The 23,737-nt window shown below is 40.7% G+C and carries 17 protein-coding genes; 5 read left to right on the top strand and 12 right to left on the bottom strand.

What is annotated here, in order from left to right; translation table 11 throughout:
- Nucleotides 1-55: 55 nt before the first annotated feature.
- On the top strand, nucleotides 56-1,459 hold the full coding sequence (locus tag B2400_RS09455) for a 3-keto-disaccharide hydrolase (RefSeq protein WP_286651704.1): 1,404 nt from the start codon (nucleotides 56-58) through the stop codon (nucleotides 1,457-1,459).
- A gap of 74 nt (nucleotides 1,460-1,533) precedes the next feature.
- On the opposite strand, the gene B2400_RS09450 is transcribed toward B2400_RS09455, so the two are convergent.
- The 5 genes from B2400_RS09450 to alaS form a co-directional block, all read right to left on the bottom strand.
- The gene (locus B2400_RS09450) at nucleotides 1,534-3,708 is read right to left on the bottom strand and encodes a DUF4954 family protein (protein WP_293932913.1); all 2,175 of its coding nucleotides are present in this window, start codon (nucleotides 3,706-3,708) and stop codon (nucleotides 1,534-1,536) included.
- A gap of 8 nt (nucleotides 3,709-3,716) precedes the next feature.
- The gene (glmS, locus tag B2400_RS09445; protein WP_260043858.1) at nucleotides 3,717-5,558 is read right to left on the bottom strand and encodes a glutamine--fructose-6-phosphate transaminase (isomerizing); all 1,842 of its coding nucleotides are present in this window, start codon (nucleotides 5,556-5,558) and stop codon (nucleotides 3,717-3,719) included.
- 136 nt (nucleotides 5,559-5,694) lie between these two features.
- A complete protein-coding gene (locus B2400_RS09440) occupies nucleotides 5,695-6,387 on the bottom strand; it encodes a response regulator transcription factor (protein WP_149525283.1) in 693 nt (230 codons plus the stop codon).
- A gap of 104 nt (nucleotides 6,388-6,491) precedes the next feature.
- Nucleotides 6,492-7,595, bottom strand: coding sequence for a TlpA disulfide reductase family protein (locus tag B2400_RS09435; RefSeq protein ID WP_293932909.1), 1,104 nt, complete (start codon nucleotides 7,593-7,595; stop codon nucleotides 6,492-6,494).
- An 8-nt stretch (nucleotides 7,596-7,603) separates the two neighbouring features.
- Entirely contained in the window at nucleotides 7,604-10,219 is a 2,616-nt protein-coding gene (alaS, locus tag B2400_RS09430; RefSeq protein WP_286651700.1) for an alanine--tRNA ligase, read from the bottom strand.
- A gap of 138 nt (nucleotides 10,220-10,357) precedes the next feature.
- On the opposite strand from alaS, the gene B2400_RS09425 reads away from it, so the two are divergent.
- The 3 genes from B2400_RS09425 (at nucleotide 10,358) to B2400_RS09415 (ending at nucleotide 13,503) form a co-directional block, all read left to right on the top strand.
- Nucleotides 10,358-11,191 (top strand): universal stress protein, encoded by an 834-nt coding sequence (locus B2400_RS09425; RefSeq protein ID WP_286651699.1) that lies wholly within the window; start codon nucleotides 10,358-10,360, stop codon nucleotides 11,189-11,191.
- Nucleotides 11,192-11,210: 19 nt separating this feature from the next.
- A complete protein-coding gene (locus B2400_RS09420; protein ID WP_286651698.1) occupies nucleotides 11,211-12,074 on the top strand; it encodes a universal stress protein in 864 nt (287 codons plus the stop codon).
- A gap of 100 nt (nucleotides 12,075-12,174) precedes the next feature.
- Nucleotides 12,175-13,503: an OmpA family protein gene (locus B2400_RS09415; RefSeq protein WP_286651697.1), complete on the top strand. Its 1,329-nt coding sequence runs from the start codon at nucleotides 12,175-12,177 to the stop codon at nucleotides 13,501-13,503.
- Between the two features lie 369 nt (nucleotides 13,504-13,872).
- Here the strand turns inward: B2400_RS09415 and B2400_RS09410 are convergent, their stop codons facing one another.
- Entirely contained in the window at nucleotides 13,873-15,666 is a 1,794-nt protein-coding gene (locus B2400_RS09410) for a DEAD/DEAH box helicase (protein WP_149525277.1), read from the bottom strand.
- A 481-nt stretch (nucleotides 15,667-16,147) separates the two neighbouring features.
- Between B2400_RS09410 and B2400_RS09405 the strand changes: the two genes are divergently transcribed.
- Nucleotides 16,148-17,638: an amino acid permease gene (locus B2400_RS09405; protein ID WP_286651696.1), complete on the top strand. Its 1,491-nt coding sequence runs from the start codon at nucleotides 16,148-16,150 to the stop codon at nucleotides 17,636-17,638.
- A 75-nt stretch (nucleotides 17,639-17,713) separates the two neighbouring features.
- On the opposite strand, the gene B2400_RS09400 is transcribed toward B2400_RS09405, so the two are convergent.
- The 6 genes from B2400_RS09400 to B2400_RS09375 all read right to left on the bottom strand — a co-directional run bounded on the left by B2400_RS09400 (nucleotide 17,714) and on the right by B2400_RS09375 (nucleotide 23,403).
- A complete protein-coding gene (locus B2400_RS09400; RefSeq protein ID WP_286651695.1) occupies nucleotides 17,714-18,274 on the bottom strand; it encodes an HPP family protein in 561 nt (186 codons plus the stop codon).
- A 59-nt stretch (nucleotides 18,275-18,333) separates the two neighbouring features.
- Entirely contained in the window at nucleotides 18,334-19,110 is a 777-nt protein-coding gene (rlmB, locus tag B2400_RS09395; protein ID WP_293932904.1) for a 23S rRNA (guanosine(2251)-2'-O)-methyltransferase RlmB, read from the bottom strand.
- A gap of 79 nt (nucleotides 19,111-19,189) precedes the next feature.
- Nucleotides 19,190-21,019: a DNA polymerase III subunit gamma/tau gene (locus tag B2400_RS09390; RefSeq protein ID WP_286651693.1), complete on the bottom strand. Its 1,830-nt coding sequence runs from the start codon at nucleotides 21,017-21,019 to the stop codon at nucleotides 19,190-19,192.
- A gap of 138 nt (nucleotides 21,020-21,157) precedes the next feature.
- Entirely contained in the window at nucleotides 21,158-21,883 is a 726-nt protein-coding gene (locus B2400_RS09385) for an MIP family channel protein (protein WP_349681681.1), read from the bottom strand.
- Between the two features lie 321 nt (nucleotides 21,884-22,204).
- On the bottom strand, nucleotides 22,205-22,705 hold the full coding sequence (locus B2400_RS09380; RefSeq protein WP_246172487.1) for a hypothetical protein: 501 nt from the start codon (nucleotides 22,703-22,705) through the stop codon (nucleotides 22,205-22,207).
- Nucleotides 22,706-22,815: 110 nt separating this feature from the next.
- Nucleotides 22,816-23,403: a C40 family peptidase gene (locus B2400_RS09375; RefSeq protein ID WP_293932901.1), complete on the bottom strand. Its 588-nt coding sequence runs from the start codon at nucleotides 23,401-23,403 to the stop codon at nucleotides 22,816-22,818.
- Nucleotides 23,404-23,737: the final 334 nt, after the last annotated feature.

The following is a 23,737-nucleotide window of genomic DNA, read 5'->3' as shown; positions in this document are numbered from 1 at the left end:
ACATGATAATCGCTGATTATCATTAAACCTGTTACAAAATCAACAAAAACTTAAGATGAGAAGATTCATAAAAAACTCTATTTATTCCCTATCCTTTTGTGCCCTTTCCCTCCTTGTTCTCTCGGCATCCTGTCAAAGTGCAAATAAGAACACCTCTGATGGCGATTGGGAGCATCTATTTAACGGAAAAGACTTGACCGGATGGAAAACCCTTGCCGGCAAGGCGCCATACACGATTGAAGATGACGCGATCGTCGGCACCATGGTGAAAGGAACTCCGAATAGCTTCTTGGTAACAGAAAAAGAATACGGTGATTTTATTTTAGAGCTTGATATTAAGCTGGAAGGTGCTACAACAAATTCTGGCATACAGACGCGCAGTCATTACGATGCGAATGCAAATGATGGCAAAGGTAGAGTCTATGGCCGGCAGGTGGATGTAGACCCTACTCCGAGAGCTTGGACAGGCGGAATATATGATGAAGGGAGAAGACAGTGGCTTTATCCTTTAGATTTAAACCCTGCGGCTAAAACAGCTTATAAAGCCAATGAATACAACAAGATCCGCATCGAAGCTATAGGGAATGAGATGAAAACCTGGGTAAATGATGTGCCTTCGGCGCACTTAGTCGATAGCATCGATGCCTCTGGATTTATTGCTCTGCAGGTGCATGCCATCCCAGACTCGTTAGATGGCAAAAAGGTATATTTCAAAAACATCAAGATCCAAACAAAGAACTTAAGACCAGCGGAGTTCCCTACTGATGTCTACATCGTCAATACCAATGCGAACGGCTTGACTGAAGAAGAACAAAAAGCGGGGTATAGCCTGTTATTCAACGGGAAAGATGCAACGGGATGGAAAAGCGCGCGCGGTGGAGGTTTCCCGGAGAAAGGCTGGAAGATTGAAAACGGGATCATTTCTGTGCAGAAGTCTGATGGTGGCGAATCTACCAATGGCGGTGACATCGTTACTGAAAAACAATACAAAGCATTTGACCTTTCTTTCGATTTTAAGTTAACCCCCGGTGCAAATTCCGGTGTTAAATATTTTGTTACATTGAATGAGGAAACTAAAGGTTCAGCGATCGGTCCGGAATATCAAATCTTAGATGATGAATTGCATCCTGATGCTAAACTAGGCAAAGATGGAAACAGAACATTAGCATCATTATACGATCTAATCACATCTGACAAAAATAAACGTGCAAGAAAACCAATTGGCGAGTGGAACCGCGGACGCCTTGTTGTTGAACCTAACAACAAAGTAACTTATTGGTTAAATGGGTTTAAGATGTTAGAATTTGTTAGGGGTTCGGAAGAATTTAGAAAACTTGTCGCAGGCAGCAAATACAAAGATTGGAAGAACTTTGGTGAAGCCGAACAAGGACATATCCTTTTGCAAGACCACGGCGATGCAGTATCGTTCAGAAGTATAAAAATCAAAGAATTGAAATAGAAGATTTGTTCGTCGAGACATTCGACTTAGATAAAAAAAAGGCGATGTAGTTGAATACATCGCCCTTTTGTATGTTATTTTAATACCGTTGAGAATCGCAAAAGCTTCTCTTTAAATATCCGCAGTTCTTCATCCTGAAGATTGATAAAAGAATTGTCACTCAACTTTCCAACCACCTCATCCATTTCTTCCGGTGAATTATACACCATCATACGGAACGGATTGCTGTAGTCTTTCTCGCGAGTTTTGCGGATTTCGTCGCATATCCACTTCTTGGTCTCCAGAGCTTCGTCAAATAACTCGTGCCAAAAGTCTAAATCCCAAGTGTTTGATTTTCTTTCTGTAACTTCGGCAAGCGAGATCAAAGCATGTTGAAGTTTGTCTTGTAAGTATTCACCGCTAAGCGTACGATACTGTGCATGCACATCTTTCCAAGTAGCCACTTCTCCAGAACGAATATCCTCTAGTAAACTTTCCATTTTATGCGAAGGCATCAACTGCCCGCCCACATTGACGAAGGATACTCTTTCGGAAACCGATAAACTGTTATGCATTAACTCCCTGTCAAAATCATCAGGGCTCACGAGCTCTAACACCTGACAAACAGCATAATAGCGAATTAACTTCTTGAAGAGGACATACGACTCTTTCGGTTTCAACAAAACAACTTTGCGTTTCGAAAACTCTGTGTTTTGCAGAAGTACTTCCAATGCTGGACCCGATGAACCATTTAACCAAGATTCAGCGCTAATTCCATTCCCCTCGCTTACTTTAGATAGCGCTAGGTCAACAGCGGATCGTATTTCCTTCAATGAATCGAACAACTCGTTGATCGTATCCGGCGCAAGAATATCATACTCAAAATATTGATTCTTGAACTGACGCTTGTCACGACTTAAGAACTTATTTGTATTGCGCATCAGCGCATACATATTGTACATAAACCAATAACCCGGCACAATAACCAATTGATCGTTCTTCACATCATTACTGATCAAAGAAAACGGGATACGAACATCCATCTCATGTTGGAAATCGCCTTTGACGATTAAGCTGTAAGATGCGAATCGTGAGTTATGTTTTAAGCTGACGCAGAGTCCAGGCCAGAAGCCACGACCAGCGATAATTTCGCCATCGGCTCCTCTCGAGTTGTGGTTAGACCCTACCGTTGCGCCTGCGGCCATATTTGACTGCCCCATAATTAAACTGGCACATAGGAAAGAGTTATTATGATGTTGTTCATGCGCAGGAAAGATCAATGAGTTCAACACCTCGCAACAGGAAATTGTTGAGTTATCTCCTAAAAAGGAGTTGATCAAACGTGCGCCATATTTCAGTTGCGAATAGGATGATAATATAAAGCGTACCGCCTTTACCCCATAAAATACACGGCAACCATAGCCAATAATGCCATTTACTAATTCACACCCTTCACCAATCTGTGTATAAGCTTCGGATGTCGAATTGACCGTTACGTTCTTTAGTTTATTAACGCCTTTAATATAAGCGTCTGAGCCGATCTTGACGTTCTTGATGGTATGCGAATTCTTGATGACCGTGCGGTCACCGATCTCACTGTAAAATCCGCGCTCCGCCGTAAAGCACTTGTTGGTCATTTCAAAAAAGCGATCCTGAAGTACCTTATCTTGTCTATTTCTCGTCCACAGATAGACATCCGCCGCTTGCATCCCATCAAATGGTAGGACTCTCCTATTCCCATTCTCGTTGCAGACTTCCAAATAAATGCGGCTCTCTTCTTTATCGCCGTCTTTTAGGATGCCGTTTCCGAACTTTGCGCTAGAACTCGTTTCCATTTCATTCACGTTGAGCAGGATGACCTCGTTACCAATAATGAAATGAGCAATATAACGAACCTGATGCAAGGCAATGCAATCTCCCAGATCACAGCTGATGATATGGGAGTTATAAATTCCGCAAGCTAATCGGATATCACGATACTCTAAATAAACCTCTTCCATATCGCCAATACGCACCAAGCCGTAAAACTTCGATCGTTTGATTTGATTAGGGAGGAACTTATCCGTAACGAGTACATCATTCCAATTGGTAGACTCGTTGGCATTAGCCTCTAATATTTGAATTTCTTCTGCGGTAAGATTTCTATAGGTCTTATCGGACTTTTGTTGTTGATAACGAAAGTAGTATTCGTCTCTCCCCTCCTTTAAGTACTCGGCAGGAATAAAATCATAACCGATGCGATTTAAAGGAATCTTATTGACATACCCCATAAGCTTGACTATTCTACTGTAACCGATTTCGCTAAATTACGTGGTTTGTCGACATCTAAGCCACGATAAACTCCAATGTAGTAAGATAGTAGCTGCAACGGCACAACGGTCAAAATTGGTGCTAAAACTTCGTCCAAAACCGGAACCGTCATGATATCATCAGCGATGCTATGAGTAATCTCGTCGCCTTCCGAAACCACCGCAATCACTTTACCCTTACGCGCCTTGATTTCCTGCATATTGCTGATTACCTTCTCGTGGTACACATCTTTTGTTGCTACAAAAACAACAGGAAGTGTATCATCCACAAGCGCGATCGGGCCATGCTTCATCTCGGCAGCAGGATAGCCTTCAGCGTGGATGTAAGAGATCTCTTTAAGCTTCAATGCGCCTTCTAGGGCAGTTGGAAAGTTATATCCACGACCTAAATAAAGAACATCGTGCGCGTCTTTGTATTTATAAGCAATCGCTTTGATATTATCTACTTCGTTTTTCAACACCCATTCTACTTTCTCCGGAACACTATTTAATTCCTGTGATAGTTCTACGAAGCGTTCTTCGGAGATAGTACCTTTCATTTTCGCAACCTTCAACGCTAGTAACATCAGTACAGCTAATTGCGCAGTATAGGCTTTTGTACTCGCTACTCCAATTTCAGGACCTGCGTGGGTATAACATCCGGCATGCGAAATACGCGCAATCGATGAACCAACCACATTGACAATACCAAAGATTGTTGCCCCCTGCTCTTTAGCACGCTCAAGAGCAACCAATGTATCCGCCGTTTCGCCACTTTGTGAAATAGCAATAATAACATCTTCATCCGTAATAATAGGGTTTCTATATCGGAACTCCGAAGCATACTCCACTTCAACATTGATACGGCATAACTCCTCAATCACATATTCAGCAACTAAGCCTGCATGCCAGCTTGTTCCACAAGCAACGATGATAATACGACGAGCATTTAAAAGCTTCTCCTGAATGATGTCAATACCACTTAGGATAATCTTTGATTCGTTCAAGACCAAACGTCCGCGAAGGGAATCAGCAATAGTCGTTGGCTGTTCAAAGATCTCTTTCAACATGAAATGATCATAACCTCCTTTTTCAATGGCAGCTAATTCCATATCAAGCTTTTGAACAAAAGGTGTGATTGTTTCATTACCTAAGTTCTTTAAGATCAATTCATCCGGACGAACAATTGCCAGTTCGTAGTCGTTGATATAAACCACTTCCTTGGTGTAAGCAAGCATAGGCGAAGCATCAGATCCCAGGAAATGTTCATTATTGCCAATTCCGATTACTAAAGGGCTACCCTTTCTTGCAGCAATGATCGTATCAGGCTGATCCGCTGAAACGATCAAGATTACATAAGCACCCGTAACGCGTTTTAAAGCGATACGAATTGCTTCTTCTAGACTACAGTTATTGTTAAGTTGAATATCTTCGATAAAATTCAGCAATACTTCAGAGTCTGTATCGCTATGAAATTCATACCCGTCTTTAATCAGTTCGTTTTTAAGCGAGGCATAGTTTTCAATAATTCCATTGTGAATCATCGCCAAATTGCCAGATTTGGACACATGAGGATGTGCATTTCTATCGGATGGCTCACCGTGTGTTGCCCAACGCGTGTGGCCGATGCCAGTCGTCCCTTCCGTTGATTGTTCTCCCACAAACTCTTCCAGTGCTGCAACTTTTCCTTCCTTTTTATAAACTTTAACAGCATCCCCCGTTTGTAAAGCGACTCCAGCGCTATCATAGCCACGGTACTCAAGTTTTTTCAAGCCATCAATAACTATTGGATAAGCTTGACGTTTTCCGGTGTATCCGACGATTCCACACATAATTGTTCTCGTTTAATTTAAGTTTTCGTTATAATTTCTTTCTAAATATAGAGATAAAATCAGTCAACGCAATCGATTGACTGCCATAAAAAACAAAAACCGGACCAAGTCCGGTTTTATATTAATTAATTTTGTGTTAATTTAATTCGAATTTATAGCCAACTCCTTTTACCGTAGTAACATAGCTATCCCCAATCTTCTCACGTAGTTTTCGAATATGAACATCAATCGTTCGATTAGTTACAACTACTGAATCTTCCCAGATTGCTTTTAAGATTTGCTCTCGTGTAAAAACCTTATTAGGTTTCGAAGCTAATAAGTATAAAAGCTCAAACTCCTTCTTCGCTAATACGAACTTTTCTTCGCCACGGTACACTAAGAAAGAGTCACGGTCGATTACTAAGTCTGAAATCTCTAGCTTATCTGTTGCTTGATCATCAATAACTTCGGATGTGTTTCTACGTAAGATAGCATTGATACGGCTCATCAAAGCGCGTGGCTTGATTGGTTTAGCGATATAATCATCCGCCCCAACATGGAATCCAGCAATTTCCGAATACTCCTCGCTTCTTGCCGTTAAGAAAACCATGAAAGTCTGTTTGAATTCAGGCATAGAACGCATTAAACGACAAGCTTCAATACCATCCATTTCCGGCATCATTACATCCAAGATGATTAAATCTGGATAAACTTCCTTTGCAACTTTAATTCCTTCTTTACCGTTAGCAGCGGTGTAAACTTGGTATCCCTCTTTGGTTAAATTATACGAAATCAATTCAACAATGTCTGCTTCATCGTCAACCACTAGAATTTTCTGCTTACTAGCCATATAATGTATTTTTTTTGCTAAGTTATGTACTTAATCATAAGATAAAGTTAATCAAATATTATATAATTGTTAACACTTAAATATAACTTAACAATGCATTATTCTTAATTTAAGGTTTTCGTTAAAAAATCTTCTAACTCCTGCCCTCTTAAGTTCTTGGCAATTATCTTTCCTGTGGCATCCACTATGTAAGAGGTAGGAATACCTTTGATTTGGTAGTCTATGACTAGGGGTGAACTCCAAGCTTGCAGATCGGAAATATTAGTCCATTCCAACTTATCTTCTGCAATCGCGCGCATCCATGGACCTGGATTATTATCTAATGATACTCCAAGAACAGTGAAATTCTTATCCTTAAATCTGTGATATTGCTTAACAATGTTTGGATTTTCCTCACGACATGGCATACACCATGAAGCCCAGAAATCGACCAAGACAGTTTTACCTTGAAAGTCTGAAAGCTTCACAAGCTTATTGTCCTTGGTGTAAGCTTGCAGTGCAGGCGCCGGCTGACCGATCGCCAACTTCCGAAGCTTATTCACTTCTGTTTTGAAATCATTGACATAGCGATTGTCTGTAAACTTATCTTTTATCTCGTCAGCATAGCTAATCAACTCTTGTTCCGCCATCTCCGGATCCAAGGTACTCATAACATAAAAACCCGCTAAATCCTGATTCTTATTGGCAAATGCCACAGACTCTTTTACGTATTCTTTAAAGAAAGGTTCAAACTTCTGTAGCATCTCCGAACGAAGATTCTGAATTTCATTGACACCTAGATCACTGGTCGCTTTCGTAAATACCTGTTGCAGGGAGTCTCTAACAAAATCAATGCGTCCCTTTAATGCCGCAAAGTCTTTAAGTTTTGTCGATAGCTCCGACCCTTCCACTGAATAGTTTTCAGGTTGCTGCATATCAACTGAAAAGGTGAGTGCCTTGCCAGGTTCTACAATAACCGGATAACGATTCTTGCCTACAGCAACTGTTAACAATCGCTCTTGCGTGGCCGGCCTCTCAAACTTAAATCTATTGCCGTCTGCAATAAACGTAGAATCCAACTTACGGTCCCCCTCGTAAAAACTAACCACCTTCACATTCCCCGGGTTATCAATAACTCCTTTAATCTGGATATTTTCATCGTTAGCACAGGACGCAAACATCCCTCCCGCTAACAATAAACTACAAATATGTAATACGGACTTGTTCATTCTATTTTTTACTTTACAAATTCTCTCGCACGGTCAATCGCTGTTTGCAAACCAGCACTATTCTTTCCTCCTGCGGTTGCGAAAAACGGCTGACCACCTCCACCACCTTGGATATCTTTTGCCAGCTCGCGTACGATATTACCGGCATTTAAATTATTTGATTTCGCTATTTCGTCAGAAATCATAACCGTCAAACTTGGTTTACCATCAAAATTTGCTCCTAACACTAGGAATAGATTATTGACAGCTCCTTTCAAAGCGAATGCTAAGGTCTTAACCGCATCAGGGTTTGGCAGATCAACAATTGCAGATAAGAAGTTGATTTCACCGATACGCTCGAACTTAGATTCTAATTCCGCACGCATCTTCAATGATTTCTCTGTAATACTTTTCTCGATTTCTTTACGCAATGCACTATTCTCATCAATGATTTTGCTCATCGCAGAAACGAAGTCTTTAGGATTATTTAAAATCCCCTTCATGTTGTCCACCAGCTCAAAGTATTCACGGATTACCTGCTGTGCTTTCGTTCCTGTGATCGCCTCGATACGACGAACACCGGCAGCCACTGCCGATTCAGAAACTATCTTAAAGAAACCAATTTGTCCAGTAGCCCGAACGTGCGTACCGCCACAAAGCTCCTTAGAATATTTATCATCAAAGGTAATTACACGGACGTGATCTCCATATTTCTCACCGAATAATGCTGTTACTCCAGATTCTATAGCCTGTTGATAAGGTACATTACGTTCTTCCTTCAAGGAAATATCCTCGCGAATCTTCGCATTAACAATATCTTCTACCTCTTTGATCTCCTCATAGGTCATTTTCGCAAAATGAGATATATCAAATCGCAAGACATCCGGCGAAACTAACGAGCCTTTTTGATTAACATGCTCACCCAATACTTGCTTCAATGCAGCATGTAATAAGTGTGTTGCGGAGTGATTCGCTTCCGTGTCTTTACGCTTTCCGGCATTCACGACAGCCTCAAACTCACCAGTTAATACGGTCGGTAATTGATTGACGAAGTGAATGATAAGACCGTTTTCCTTTTTAGTGTCAACAATAGAAATCTTCTCATTCGTGTCTAACGAACGAAGATACCCAGTATCTCCGACCTGACCACCACCTTCAGCATAGAACGGCGTTTCTGATAATACCAATTGAAACTGATCTTTTCCCTTAGCAGAAACTTTGCGGTACTTCACGATCTCTGTTTGCGCCGTTAAAACATCATAACCTACAAAATCGGTATCCTGATTATCTGATACAATAACCCAATCGCCCGTATCAATTGCAGTAGCGGCGCGCGAGCGTTCCTTCTGCGCGAACAATGCCTGCTCAAAACCTGTCATATCCACTGTCAAGCCTTGCTCACGAGCAAGTAGCTCCGTTAAGTCTATCGGGAATCCATATGTATCGAATAATTCGAATGCGAAATTACCGTCGATGGAAGATTGATTAACAACGTAGTTCTCAAATCGCTGAATACCTGTCGTCAAAGTACGTAGAAAAGAAACCTCTTCTTCCAGAACAACTTTCTCAACAAAATCTTGCTGACTATAAAGTTCATCAAATACCCCTTTAAATTGCTCCGCTAATACCGGAACCAACTCATGGATAAACGGTGATTTAAAATTCAAAAATGTATAAGCATAACGAACAGCGCGTCTTAGGATACGACGAATCACATAGCCGGCTTTATTATTCGAAGGTAATTGTCCGTCGGCGATAGCAAAACTTACCGCACGGATATGATCTGACAATACGCGCATAGCGATATCCGTTTTCTCATCAGTACCATAAGCGATACCTGATTTTTCCGCAATATAATGGATCAATGGTTGAAAAACATCCGTATCGTAGTTAGATGTCTTGCCTTGAATGCAACGGACCAAACGCTCGAAGCCCATTCCTGTGTCCACATGCTTCGCAGGGAGTGCCTTTAAAGATTTATCTTTAAGACGATTGAATTGCATAAATACCAGGTTCCAGATCTCAATAACCTGCGGATCGTCCGCATTCACTAAGTCCTGACCTTTTACTTTCGCACGCTCTTCGTCGGAACGCATATCGTAATGAATTTCCGAACATGGTCCACATGGTCCTGTGTCGCCCATCTCCCAGAAATTATCCTTCTTATTTCCTAATAGAATTCTGTCCTCAGCAATTAATGCCTTCCATAGATCGAAAGCCTCTAAATCGCGTTGTAAACCCTCTGTCGCATCACCCTCAAAAATCGTTACATAAAGACGGTCTTTATCCAGTTTGAAAACCTCTGTCAGAAGTTCCCAAGCCCATTCAATTGCTTCTTTTTTGAAATAATCGCCAAATGACCAGTTTCCAAGCATCTCAAACAAGGTATGGTGATAGGTATCAATTCCCACCTCCTCTAAGTCATTATGTTTACCAGAAACACGAAGACATCGTTGTGTGTCCGCCACACGCGGATATTTGATTGCGGCCTCTCCTAAAAACAAGTCCTTAAACTGGTTCATACCAGCATTCGTGAACATTAATGTAGGGTCGTTTTTCACTACCACAGGAGCGGATGGAACGATCTGATGTCCCTTACTCTTGAAAAAATCTAAAAAAGCCTGGCGTATTTCTCTGCTAGTCATCTATTTCGTAAATATTTTACTTGCAAACTTACTCAAAATTGACGTTAAAAGAGTCTTAAAAACCAACTTTTGTCATTATCACCGATATTTTTAGTAAATTTATATTCTTAATAAAGAACAACTCAATAAATCAAAAAGATGACGATTATTGTCCCTACCGATTTTTCCAAAAACTCGGAATTTGCCGCTCTATACGCCTGTGAACTCGCTACAAAAAGAAATGCCGGTATCATGTTGCTCCACTGTTATACAACCTCCTCTGTAGGCGACAGTATTGACGACGATCTAACAGATCCTATCTTAAAAGCAGACCTTTTGATCGCGGAGCTAAAAGATAAATTGGTAGATCAATTTCCAGCAGTGGATTTTTACATCGAATGCTCTAGAGCTTTAATCGTAGATAAGCTTGCCGAGATGTCGAATTCGGGGATGTTCGACCTGATTATTATGGGGGCATCAGGGGCGAGCAAAGCAAAATCTGTTTATTGGGGCAGCACAACCATGGCTGTTGCCGCAAAGTCAAGTATTCCGGTAGTCGTTGTTCCAAATGAAGAATATCACTTTGAGAGCAATCATATCGCCTTGTTAACAAACTTCAAGCATGAAGAGTTGGACACATTGAAAGAATACCTTCGCCTTGTCGATGAAACGAAATCCCTTTCACTTATACACGTCTACAAGGCCAGCCAAAAAAGAGAAAACGTAATGGACACGTTGAATAACTGGGCATACAACATTAAGGAAATGACCCAGGTCGATCAGGTCAGCAGCTATGCCGAACCGATACAGAAAGACGATGAAGAGTTGGATACTGTATCAGAGGTCGTTGAAAAATTAATTCAAGATATTAATCCAGACGTTATTCTGGTCACTCCGAGTCGCAAGACATTTTTCGAGCGCTTATTTACAAGTTCCGTATCGAAGGCTATCGCACTAGAAATAAACAAACCCGCATTTTTTGACAAAATATAACATTCAACATATTGAAATCATGAGCAAATTATTAATACCTATAGATTTTTCGGAATACTCAGCCGTTGCTGTAGAATATGCATGCCAGATCGCACAAGAATCAGGACAGTCATTAGACTTACTGCATGTATTTGCAGATCATACTAACATTTATATAAATGCTCAAAATGATCCTTCTTTGAAAGATCCTCGCGTACCGATGGCAGAGCGAGACATGAAAAATATCATCGCAGATATCGAAAAGAATTATCCAGGAGTTCAGTCTACTGCAATTTTCCGCGACGGTAATTTATACGATGAAATCAAAAAAATCACTAATGCGGAATCTTACGACGCCGTTGTTATGGGTACAAAGGGCTCATCAGGAATGGAAGCTATATTTATTGGAAGCAACACCTATGATACGATCCTGAACACAAGAACCCCGCTCCTAGCAGTTCCTTTAGATGCTACCAAACTTAAAAAGGATCGCGTAGCCTTATTATGTAATTTTAAAGATGCGGAATTAACATGCTTAAGCCAGTCATTCCCACTATTCAAAAAAGACTTTGAGTTGGTATTGATTCACGTCAATGTGAAAGATAGAGAAATAAAAGATATTGATGCTGATTTCAAAAACTTCATAAACCGTATAGAAAATGAGCTAGGCATATCTGATATTACCTACATCATTAAACCACAATCATTATTTATGCGTCAAAAAGAAAGTGTCGCACAAGCCGTAACTTCCGTATTAATTGATGAGCAGGTTGACATTCTTTTATTAACAAAAAGCCGTAAGAGCGTATTCCGTCAACTCACTGAATCAAACGTAGTTAAGAAACTTGCGTTTGACATTAAATTACCTACCTTCTTCGCACGCGTACTTCCTCAAAAAGACTAATACAGCTACAACAAGCTACAAATTTTACAACCTTTGTTGCCAAAACGCAAGTTTTGGCAACAAATTTGCCTAACCGATAGCAAGTGTAAAATTTAGTCACATGAAAACAAACTACTTAAAAAAAGCTAGCCTATTTGCTGTAGCAGGTCTTATTACCTCAACAGCTTTTGCTCAACAAAACACAACAACAGTAGAGGGAACTACACCTCTTGGATCATCATCAGAATACAGAACTTGGTCGATTGGAGTGAACGCGGGATTATTAAACCAATCTAACATCTTCGGTTTCAACAGAGCTGGATTTGACAAGTTAGACCACAACGTAGGATACAGTGCCTACATCAAAAAACAAATTTCCCCTTCTTTCGGTATTAAAGCACAGTACCTAGGTGGTAAAGTTTCAGGAACAAATGAAAATGCCGCTGCAGGTACAGTATCAGCATTCGAAACAAAAATGCCTTGGTCAGCTGCATTATCAGGAGAGTTCACTTTAGCGAACACTAACTGGAGATTCTTTAACAGCATTATCAAGCCTTACGCTTCGATTGGTCTTGGTGCTTTAAACTTCGAAACAACGACTACAGTTGACGGAACTGCATCAACTGCTGACTCACAAACAAAATTATACGTTCCTATCGACGCAGGTTTCAAATTTGCAGTTGCTAAAGGAATCAACATCGACTTAGGATACCAGTTAAACTGGGCTAACCAAGACTTCGATGGTGTTCCTGCAGGTCAATACAAGAATGACTTATTCTCGTATGCACACGCTGGTTTAGAAATCGCTCTTGGTGATGGCAGCAAACCCTACTTAGGTAATAGTAACCCAGTAGGTACTTTAGTTAAGAAATATGATGAGTTAAAAGCAGAGCGCGATGCATTAGTAGCATCTAACGAAGCTTTAAAATCAGAATTAGCAGGTATCAGCAGCGATTTGAATGATGATGATGGCGACGGTGTTGCTAACAAATTCGACAAATGTCCAAATACTCCAGCTGGTGTAAAAGTGGATGGTGCTGGATGTCCTCTTCCTGAAATCAAACATGAAACTAAAGTTGTTGAGAAAATCGTAGTTTCCGAAGAAGATAAAAAAGTAGTTGATGAAGCAATCAAAAACTTAGAATTCGACTTAGGTAAAGCGACAATCCGTTCAACTTCTTACGAATCATTAAACAGAGTTGCTGCTTTATTGATCGAGAAAAACTTCAGCTTGAAATTAGCTGGTCACACGGACAACACAGGTTCAATGCAAACTAACTTACGTTTATCGAAAGAGCGTGCTGAATCTGTAAAATCTTACTTAGTATCTAAAGGTGCTAACGCTTCTCGCATTGAAGCTACAGGTTATGGTCCAAACCAGCCTATCGCTACAAACAAAACTGCAGAAGGCCGTCAACAAAACAGACGTGTTGAGTTTACCCTTTACTAGGAATAACTAAAACTACAAACACAATAGAGAGGGGCTGTCCAAAGGACAGCCCCTTCTCATTGTATACACTTAGAACATTTTAAAGCCGTTTCCCTAATGATTAAATGATAGCTAATTAATCATTCTAGGGAAATAGTGAAAGCAACAGACGCCTTGTTAGCGGTTAAAAAAATGCTACTCAAAGCATTTATGGCGTTCTTTCAACATCGGCAGCAATGATGCATTTGATGATTTTTTAAAACAGACAATTGCATAAAAACTTTCATGTTTTCATTGAAAAACCAAGAGCCATGAAAGTTTCTTGATGGCCTTTGAAACAGACACTTTCCCAAAAAAAAGAGGCTGTTCGTTTGAACAGCCTCCTTCTTATTAATATCTACTTTTCGATTCTCTACGTTTTCCGGAGAAGTCGCGGAAACCACCTCCGCCGTTCGATCTACCACGATCTCTTCTATCTCCACGTCCGCCTCCAGAATTTCTGTCTGAAGATCTACCACCACGGCTACGACCGTTTGATGATCCTCTGTCAGATCTTCCTTCACCCGAAACTTCAATACGTACGCCTCTTCCGTTGTAATTAACACCTTGGAAACCTTGGAATACTTTATTAACCTCGCCATCTTCCACTTCGAAGAAAGTGAATACGCCTTTAAGGTCAATCTTACCAATTGATTTTCCAGAGATCTTACTGTTATTACAAATGAAACCTAACATTTCACCGCGGCTGAACTCGTCTACTGAACCTAAGTTAATGAACAAACGAGTAAAACCTTTAGAAGTACGACGACCACCACCATCTCTATCTCTATCACGATCACCTCTAGAAGATTCACGCGCTTCGATATTCAAATCTGGAGCATCTTTGTAATAGTTTAAGAATCTATTGAATTCTAACGAAGCAAATCTTTTCACTACTTCTTCTTTTGTCAAGTCTTGAAGACTCTCTAAGATTTGAGGAAGGAATGCATTAATTTGATCTTCTTGAACTTCTACATTGTGTACTTTGTCAACAAGAGCGAATAATTGTTTCTCACACACTTCTGTTCCTTGTGGAACTTGTTTGCGTTCGAAAGACTTACCAATGATCTTCTCGATGTGACGAATTTTGCTCATCTCTTTCACATTGATTAATGAAATCGAGATACCTGTTTTACCGGCACGAGCTGTACGACCTGAACGGTGCGTATAGTTTTCAACCTCATCAGGAAGAGAGTAGTTGATAACGTGCGTAACATCATTTACGTCGATACCACGTGCTGCAACGTCAGTAGCAATTAATAGTTGTAAGTTGCGTTCGCGATAGCGCTTCATCACTTTATCACGTTGTTGTTGTGATAAGTCACCGTGCAATGAGTCAGCATTGTAACCATCTTTAATTAAAGCTTCAGCAATCTCTTGCGTTTCGATCTTCGTACGACAGAAAACAATACCAAAAATCTCTGGATAGTAATCTACAATACGTTTGAACGCAGCATACTTATCTTTTGCTTTGATTAAGAAATACTGGTGTTCGATATTTTCATTACCTGTATTCTTTGTACCCACTGTCAACTCAACCGGATCGGTCATGTAATTTTGGGCAATACGACGAACCTCACGAGGCATTGTTGCAGAGAATAACCAAGTTTTTTTATCAGCTGGAGTTTCTGATAGAATATTGTTGATGTCTTCTTGGAATCCCATGTTCAACATCTCATCAGCTTCGTCAAGCACAACGTACTTCACTTGCGAGAAGTCGATGGCATTACGGCCGATGATATCAAGCATACGACCAGGTGTTGCTACTACGATCTGTACTCCACGACGGATCTGACGTAGCTGGTCGCCAATGTTCGCACCACCATAAACGGCAACTACATGAACATTGTCTAAATTTTTGGCATACTTCTCTAGGTCTTTTGCGATTTGCAAACATAGCTCACGCGTAGGACACAATACCAATGCTTGAGGTTGATTGAATGAAAAGTCTAGTTGTTCTAATAGAGGAAGACCAAATGCCGCAGTCTTTCCAGTACCTGTTTGGGCTAATCCGACAAAATCGTCGTTACCAGTCAGTAACACAGGAATGGCTTTTTCCTGGATGGGAGAAGGTTTTTCAAAACCTAACTCAGTGATGGCATTAACAATCTCATGACGGATCCCCAGTTCTAAAAATGGGTTCATGAAATAAATTATACAATAGGCACAATTGCCTAAGGCGGTGCAAAGATAAGAAAAATAATTAGTTATTCCTAAAAGTCAATGTTTTATGAAAATAAATATTTGAAATGTAGCCGAATATCCTTTAATTGCATAGTCGTTTTAGCAAAACATGCAAGGAAAACTAACCAATTCAATTGCTTTCCACCGGTCTATAAACGTACATTAAACTAGCTTAAAAGCGGTTTTATATAAAAGAAGCAACACTTATTGAGTGTAAAGGAACGGTATCTGCTAAATTATTTTAAAATAATATTTGGCAGAAAATAATATCTAAAGAATATGATTCCACATTCAACAAGTAAAACAAACAAATGATAATATATTGAGCAAATATTAGTTGATTATTCAACGATTATTCGCTATATCTGATAATTTGTTAAGGATTTGAAGAAATCTTTAATTTTTTTGTAGGTTTGAACCGTTAATTATCTTATCTAAATTTATGTGGTATAAAAAATCAATTTCGAAATTAATTTCCGAAGCAGAACAAAGTGGTGAAGGAACATTAAAGAGAACATTGTCCAGCACGGGATTGATCGCCTTAGGAATTGGCGCAATCATCGGAGCGGGACTTTTTTCTTTAACGGGTATTGCCGCCGCAGATCATGCCGGCCCCGCAGTAATGCTATCCTTTATTATCGCAGCCGTTGGCTGTGCTTTCGCTGGCTTATGCTATGCCGAATTCGCATCGATGATTCCTGTCGCAGGAAGCGCCTATACCTATTCATATGCAACCATGGGCGAATTTATGGCTTGGATCATCGGATGGGACTTGGTACTTGAATATGCTTTAGCCGCAGCCACCGTCGCAGTAAGTTGGTCACAATATTTCAATGAGCTTTTGCTCATGGTAGGCATACATATACCACCAAACCTCCTTGCAGGCCCTTTTGAAGGCGGAATGATCAATCTTCCGGCAATTGTTATCGTCTGCCTATTATCGCTCCTGTTGATGCGTGGAACACAAGAATCGTCTGCGGTGAATAACATCTTAGTTATTCTGAAGGTCGGCGTCGTTCTTCTGTTCATCGTTTTAGGCTGGCAATTTATCGAGCCCTCAAACCACACGCCATTTATCCCAACAAATGAAGGCGAGGAAATGGTGAAACAAGGGACTATGGGTTTTTGGGATTTCTGGGGATCCGACTATCGAGGACATTATGGCTGGACAGGCATTCTACAGGCAGCGGGTGTAGTTTTCTTTGCGTTTATCGGTTTTGATGCCGTAAGTACTGCAGCACAGGAAGCAAAAAATCCGAAGAAAGATATGCCGATCGGAATCATCGGCTCCTTGATTATTTGTACTGTTCTATATGTACTTTTCTCTTATGTGATGACAGGTTTAGCACCTTACACAGCTTTCAGCGGTGATGCCAAACCGGTTGCGACCGCCTTCGCAAAAACAGGATACCACTTTTTAAATACCGCAATGATCGTGACCATCATCGCCGGATATACATCCGTTATCCTCGTAATGCTATTAGGCCAAAGCCGTGTATTCTACTCCATGAGTAAGGATGGTTTATTGCCAAAATTCTTTTCCGACTTATCAAAACGTCAAACACCATGGAAAACCAATGCCATCTTCATGATATTTGTGAGTATTTTCGCAGGTTTTGTACCGGTATCCGACCTGGGACATATGGTAAGTATCGGGACCTTATTTGCATTTACGCTAGTATGTGTGGGAATATTGGTGTTGAGAAAAACGAATCCCGAAATTGAACGTCCATTTAGAACACCGTTGGTACCGTTAGTTCCTATCTTAGGAATTCTAGTTTGTGTATTGATGATGGCTGGACTTCCAATCGAAAGCTGGGAGCGTCTAGGTATTTGGATGGCGATTGGCGTAGCATTCTACTTTGCTTACGGATACAAAAATTCTGTCCTCCGAAAAGAAAAAGAAGCCAACGGTACAAAGAATATTGAATAATAAATCTCAAAAATAATTTGAAAAGCTGTATCTAGGAAACTAGGTACAGCTTTTTTACAACCCATAAATTCGGAATTAAGCACCCGCTTTAAATCGCCTACTTAATTGACTGCGACGGGACTTACGTAATCTAGACGCTTTCACGGGATAGTGACGCTTCTTGGTCACATTGTTAAATAGAAGGGCAACTAGGAATAAGATTAAAGCGCCAGTGAACACAGGAGAAAGCACATACATATAGCCCATACTAGCGATCTTTGTACCTGAGCTAACCGCAATCAATGCTGTGGCACCTCCCGGAGGATGCAATGTTTTGGTAATCTGCATAAACACAATCGAAAGGGCAACAGCCAAAGGAGCCGTTAGCCAAATCACATCAGGCAACAGCTTCCCTACCGTCACTCCTACTAATGCGGAGACTACATGGCCGCCGATTAGGTTTCTAGGCTGCGCTAAGGGACTTTGGATCGCACCGTAGACCAAAACAGCCGAGGCACCAAAAGATCCTATCAGAAAGATATTCTCTAAAGCCGGAAGTTGTAAGGATTGTAAATACGCGATGATACCTATACCAACAAAGGCGCCAACAAAAGACCAGAAATGCTCCCGAACATCAACCAGAGTCTCCTTATACATGACGTAGCGGTAGACCCGATAGTGACGGTTAATCGATCTTTTGATTTTGTGAACCAATGTTAGTCTATGTTGCGTTGGCGAATTGCCTCGTAGATAACAACCGCAGCCGAAACGGAAACATTCAATGAACCAATCTCACCGAACATCGGAATCTTAGCCAATTTATCTGAAATGCGGATCAGGTCATCCGATACACCGACATCTTCAGCACCCATAATAACACAGGAAGGACCAGTATAATCTACATCATAAATAGATTCCTTCGTTTTTTCTGTACTGACAACAAGCTGCACGCCAGAATCAATCAAAAACTTAGCAGTCTTGCTCAATGAATCATGACGACAGACCGGAATCTTGAACAATGCTCCTGCAGACGTCTTGATCGCATCAGGGTTGATTTCTGCAGACCCTTTCTTTGGAACTATAATCGCATGCACCCCCGCACATTCTGCCGTACGAGCAATAGCGCCCATATTTCGCACATCCGTAACACCGTCTAACATTAACAGCAATGGCGTTTCCCCTTTTTCATAAATGACAGGAAGGAAATCTTCGATATTCTGATAAATGATCGGAGATATTACAGCGATGATTCCTTGATGATTCTTTTTTGTGATACGGTTCAATTTTTCGATAGGAACCTGTTGGTAAGCGATATTATGCTCTTTAATCAGCGCTTTAAATTCCGCAAACAAAGTCCCCGACAAACCACGTTGTACAAACAACGACTCGATTTCTCGTCCACTATCGATAGCTTCCATAACGGCACGAATACCAAATACCATTTGGTTAGTCTCTCTCTTTTCGGGTCTTTCCCTGCGTTGAAATTGTTGCATTTGCTGAATTATTTTAAATATAGATACCTAACTTATACATTGATAAGTCAGGAAAGTACAAAAGTAGAAAAGATATCGATTAACTTAGTCCTAAATCAAAGGTTTTTCGCAATTCTTCTAAAAGTGGATTTTTGGCAACCATCGCTTGATATTTCTCCTGAGCGGTGTACGGCTTACGATCTTTCGTTTTCTCCACCATCACGACGTTCAAATCCAAAGCGAAGTTTCGAAGCTCTACACGAAGGAAGTTCAAAATATCGATCTTACCTAGCTTCAATTGATCGGATTGTACCGCGTTCTCTACTTCTACCTCAATCGTCACCCCATTTAATGTCGGTGTGCTCGCCGTCATGATCGTAAATAGAGTGATTTTGTTATCCGCTTTTAATTTCTCGGCAAAGATATTCCATTTGGAGAGAAAAGCATTCTGAGTAACCTCTAAGTATTCAGAACCTTCAACAAGTTCGGGACCGTCTGAATCGCTTGTTTTCTTCTCGTCAAAAATGGTATTTAAGTTTGGGAGTGAATTAGCAGGTTTGAAGTTCCCCCAACCCTTGAACGCTGGCTTCGCGGCCGATTCGTTAGATTTTGTTGTTGAATTTTCAGCAGGAGTAGTCGCCGCTGCCGTTACAGGAGCTGCATTTGATGTGGATGTCGCTAATGCGTTATTGTCAATCTGCTTGGCAACAGGACTGGTAAACTGACTAGGATTATTACTTGGAGACGTTGTTTTCGGCGCCTCCTTTATCCCAGACTCAGGGAGTTTTTTTTTTACTTCAGCTTGCGCTGGTATCCCATTTTGGGCTAGTGCGATAGCACTCGAGATATGGCACATCTTCAGCAAGGCCAATTCGACCTGCAAGCGTTGGTTCTTGCTGGTACGGTAGTTTACTTCGCATTGGTTGGCGATATTTAACGCGGATAACAGCAATCCGCTAGATAATTGCTGAGCCTGCTCCAAGTAGCGTTTTTTCACATTCTCACTAACCTCTAACAACTTTAATGTTGATGGATCCTTGGTCACCAGTAGGTTTCTGATATGGCTTGATAGACCGGAAATAAAATGTCCGCCATCGAAACCTTTGTTCAGTATCGAATCAAATACTAATAGTGCATTTGCCGCATCCTGTTTATAGATTGCATCCAGCAATTGGAAGTAATAGTCGTAATCGAGAATGTTAAGATTATCAATAACAGCCTTGTAGGTCAACTGCTTGTTTGAAAAACTTACGATTTGATCGAACATGGATAAGGCATCACGCAATCCACCATCTGCTTTCTGAGCAATCACATGTAGCCCGTCTGGCTCGAAGGTTATCCCCTCTTTGCCAGCAATTGAAGCTAGATGATTCGCCATATCCTCAACCTTAATCCTGTTGAAGTCAAAAATTTGACAACGCGATAAAATAGTCGGAAGAATCTTATGTTTCTCCGTTGTCGCTAAAATAAATATAGCATAGGAAGGCGGTTCTTCAAGCGTTTTTAGAAACGCATTGAAAGCTTGTTGCGAAAGCATGTGCACCTCATCAATGATATAGATTTTATACTTTCCGGTTTGAGGTGGAATACGAACTTGGTCAATCAAGGATCGGATATCATCTACGGAGTTATTAGACGCCGCATCAAGTTCGTGAATACTGAAAGAATTACCATTCTGAAAAGACTTACAGCTATCACATTCGCCACAGGCTTCGTTCCCTGCTGTAATCTGCTCGCAATTTATTGTTTTCGCTAAAATACGCGCGCAAGTCGTCTTACCCACCCCACGAGGTCCACAAAACAAAAATGCCTGCGCCAATTGATTATTGCGAATAGCATTCTTAAGGGTTCCGGTAATGTGTTGCTGACCTACTACCGAGTCGAAAGTAACCGGCCTGTATTTTCGTGCAGAAACAATAAAATTATCCATGTGCGAAGATAATCATTTTTGAGGGTAACAACAACAGGAATGAAAGTTCTTGATGACCATTGAAGACGGAAACTGTCAGAAAAAAGAAGCCCCCATTTGGAGGCTTCGTATTATAATTAATCTTTTAAAAAGTCGAAATTATGCTTCTTTCGCTTCAGTATAAGTCACCTTCCAAAGGATCGCGCCAATAATTGCACCTAAGATCGGAGCTGCAAAAAACAACCACAGCTGCGATAGCGCTTGCCCACCAGCCAATACTGCAGGACCAAAACTACGAGCAGGATTCACAGATGTACCAGTAATTGGAATCGCAAATAAGTGAATCAAAACAAGTGTGAAGCCAATGGCTAAACCTGCCATCGTTCCATTACCCACTTTTGATGTTGTCGCCAAAATAACAAATAAGAAAACGGCTGTCAACACGGTCTCTGTAATAAAAGCAGTCGTCATATTATATTCATTCTGATATCCTTTACCCCATCCGTTTGATCCAAAGGCCCATTCACCTGCACTAAAGCCCGCAAGTTGTCCTGAAAGAACGGTTTTCAGCACAAAAGCTCCGATTAATGCTCCGATCAGCTGTGCAATGATGTAAACGATTGCATCTTTAAACGATATACGACCCGACACCAGCACACCAATAGTTACGGCTGGGTTAATATGACAGCCGGAAATACCACCTATCGCATACGCAAAAACAACAACCGAGAACCCGAATGCCAATGAGATCCCTAATAAGCCTAATCCAGATGTTTGTGCTAACGTGTCGCCACCAGCGATTGCTGCCGCACCACATCCGAATAATACTAAACCGAAAGTCCCAATCAGCTCAGCAATGAATTTCGAAGAGATTTTTGTTTCCATAATTTAATTTTTAAAGGAAAAGTAGAGAAATAATCCAAACATTCAACTTGAAAATTATCGAAACACGGCAAATCCTCTTTAAAACGAAATTAACCAAGAAAATTGATTTAGGATTGTAATAAAGCAATATAGGTATAGGATAAACAAGGAATAGACTGCGATAAAAAATAAAAGAGGCCGATGGGGGGTCGACCTCTTTTTTGTTTACCTAATAACCTTTAAATCACCAAACAATTTATTGAAACAAATTACTTGACTCAAAGGTATCGCTATGTTGTAAAGTTATAGTTAAGCGAAAATTAAATAATAAAGTTTTGCTTATTATCTAGCTTTTGCTGTCGCAATCATGTTTAAAACCTCGTCAATGGTGGTCTTCGCAGCATCTTTCATTTTCTGCACCCCTTCATAGTCCGCATCTAAGGTCACCGACTTGGATTTCTCTTTGTAGTTGAAGGTCAATTTATAACGCGGAACTCGCGCCCCGGTTGTTCTTTTATCCTCCGGAGTGGTCATATCATCCGCAACATTCCAATAACCCAATTCCATTGCTTTGCGGTGCAAGTATAATAAATCGTCATCGCGCAGTTTTAGGGTATCTTTAACGACCTCACCTTGCTTCGTCAAATATTGGTATTGATGCGTTTTAGAGTTATATTGATTTAACATGGAATCAGGGTATCCATAAACCAATTCTATCGATTCAAAATCAGAAAAACGGTAGGGCGCATTTTTAATCATTCCTGCGTAATAATAAACACAGTAGATCAGGAATGGGATAATGATACAAAGGGCAATAAATATTCGTTTTGTTCTATCTTGCATGACAAGTCTTTAAAAATTTGGACAAAAGTAAAGATTTGCAGGCATTAAAGCGACCTTTATTTCTAATATGAGAATTCCATTACTTGGGAGTTCACACATCCACGTTCACATTAGATTGTCGGTGTCCCGCAGCGCGTGAAATATTTCGAGTACCATGCGTCCTTCAAACTGGAAATGATAACGCCTTTACGTGTCGATACATGCACAAACTTATCGTTATGCAGGTAAATGCCCACATGGTCAATATTTCGACCTCCGAAAGAGAAAAACACCAAATCGCCTTCCTTTAATTGCCTATCATATTTACGTTTGATAACGTCTGCCATATCGCGTGAGGTACGCGGCAAATCTTTTCCATACGCTTTGCGATACAACATCCCTACAAATCCAGAGCAATCCACACCGCGCTTGTCCAGCCCTCCCATCCGATGTGGTGTTCCCATCCATTCGTCAATCACGTAATACAAACTTTTATTATCGAGCTCCTTTTGCTTGACCCCTAAAAGTGCAGCATAATTTTCCAACTTATCTTTCGAGTATTCCATCCCACGAGCGTCGCTCGCATCACTGATCGGAGCATTCTTATTCGGTCGAACACCTTCTACCAACGGTCCACTAGTAGATTTCTTCTTAGCACCACAAGAACTGAATAGCAAAGCACCTAATAACAAAAACAGTACGGCAAAATTAACTTTCATATCAAATCGCATCCCCAAAATATCTGAAAATCAACTAATATTCCAATCGGTTTTTTTCAACATCTGTTGGGAAGGGGGATGAGATTTTAGATTTTAGATGTTAGATATTAGACTTTAGAACTGCAGCAAGGGATGTGGTTTGAAGAGGAAAAGTTGTTTTGAGCCAGGAAAGGAAGGGAATTTGTCTTTGAACCAGGAAAGGAAGGATGAAAGGAGTAACAGGATCAAATAGGGTGCTGAATGAAAAGGGAGACGGAATGTGCTAAAGGAGACGTTTAGTGACAAGTCTATACGCGGTTCGTCATGATTACCGCCTATATAGTTCAAAATTGTA

The sequence above is a fragment of the Sphingobacterium sp. UBA6645 genome (genome assembly GCF_002455685.1).
Taxonomy (GTDB): domain Bacteria; phylum Bacteroidota; class Bacteroidia; order Sphingobacteriales; family Sphingobacteriaceae; genus Sphingobacterium; species Sphingobacterium hotanense.
The sequence above is the reverse complement of the archived record's forward strand: the minus strand, read 5'-3'. Positions and strand labels throughout refer to the sequence as shown.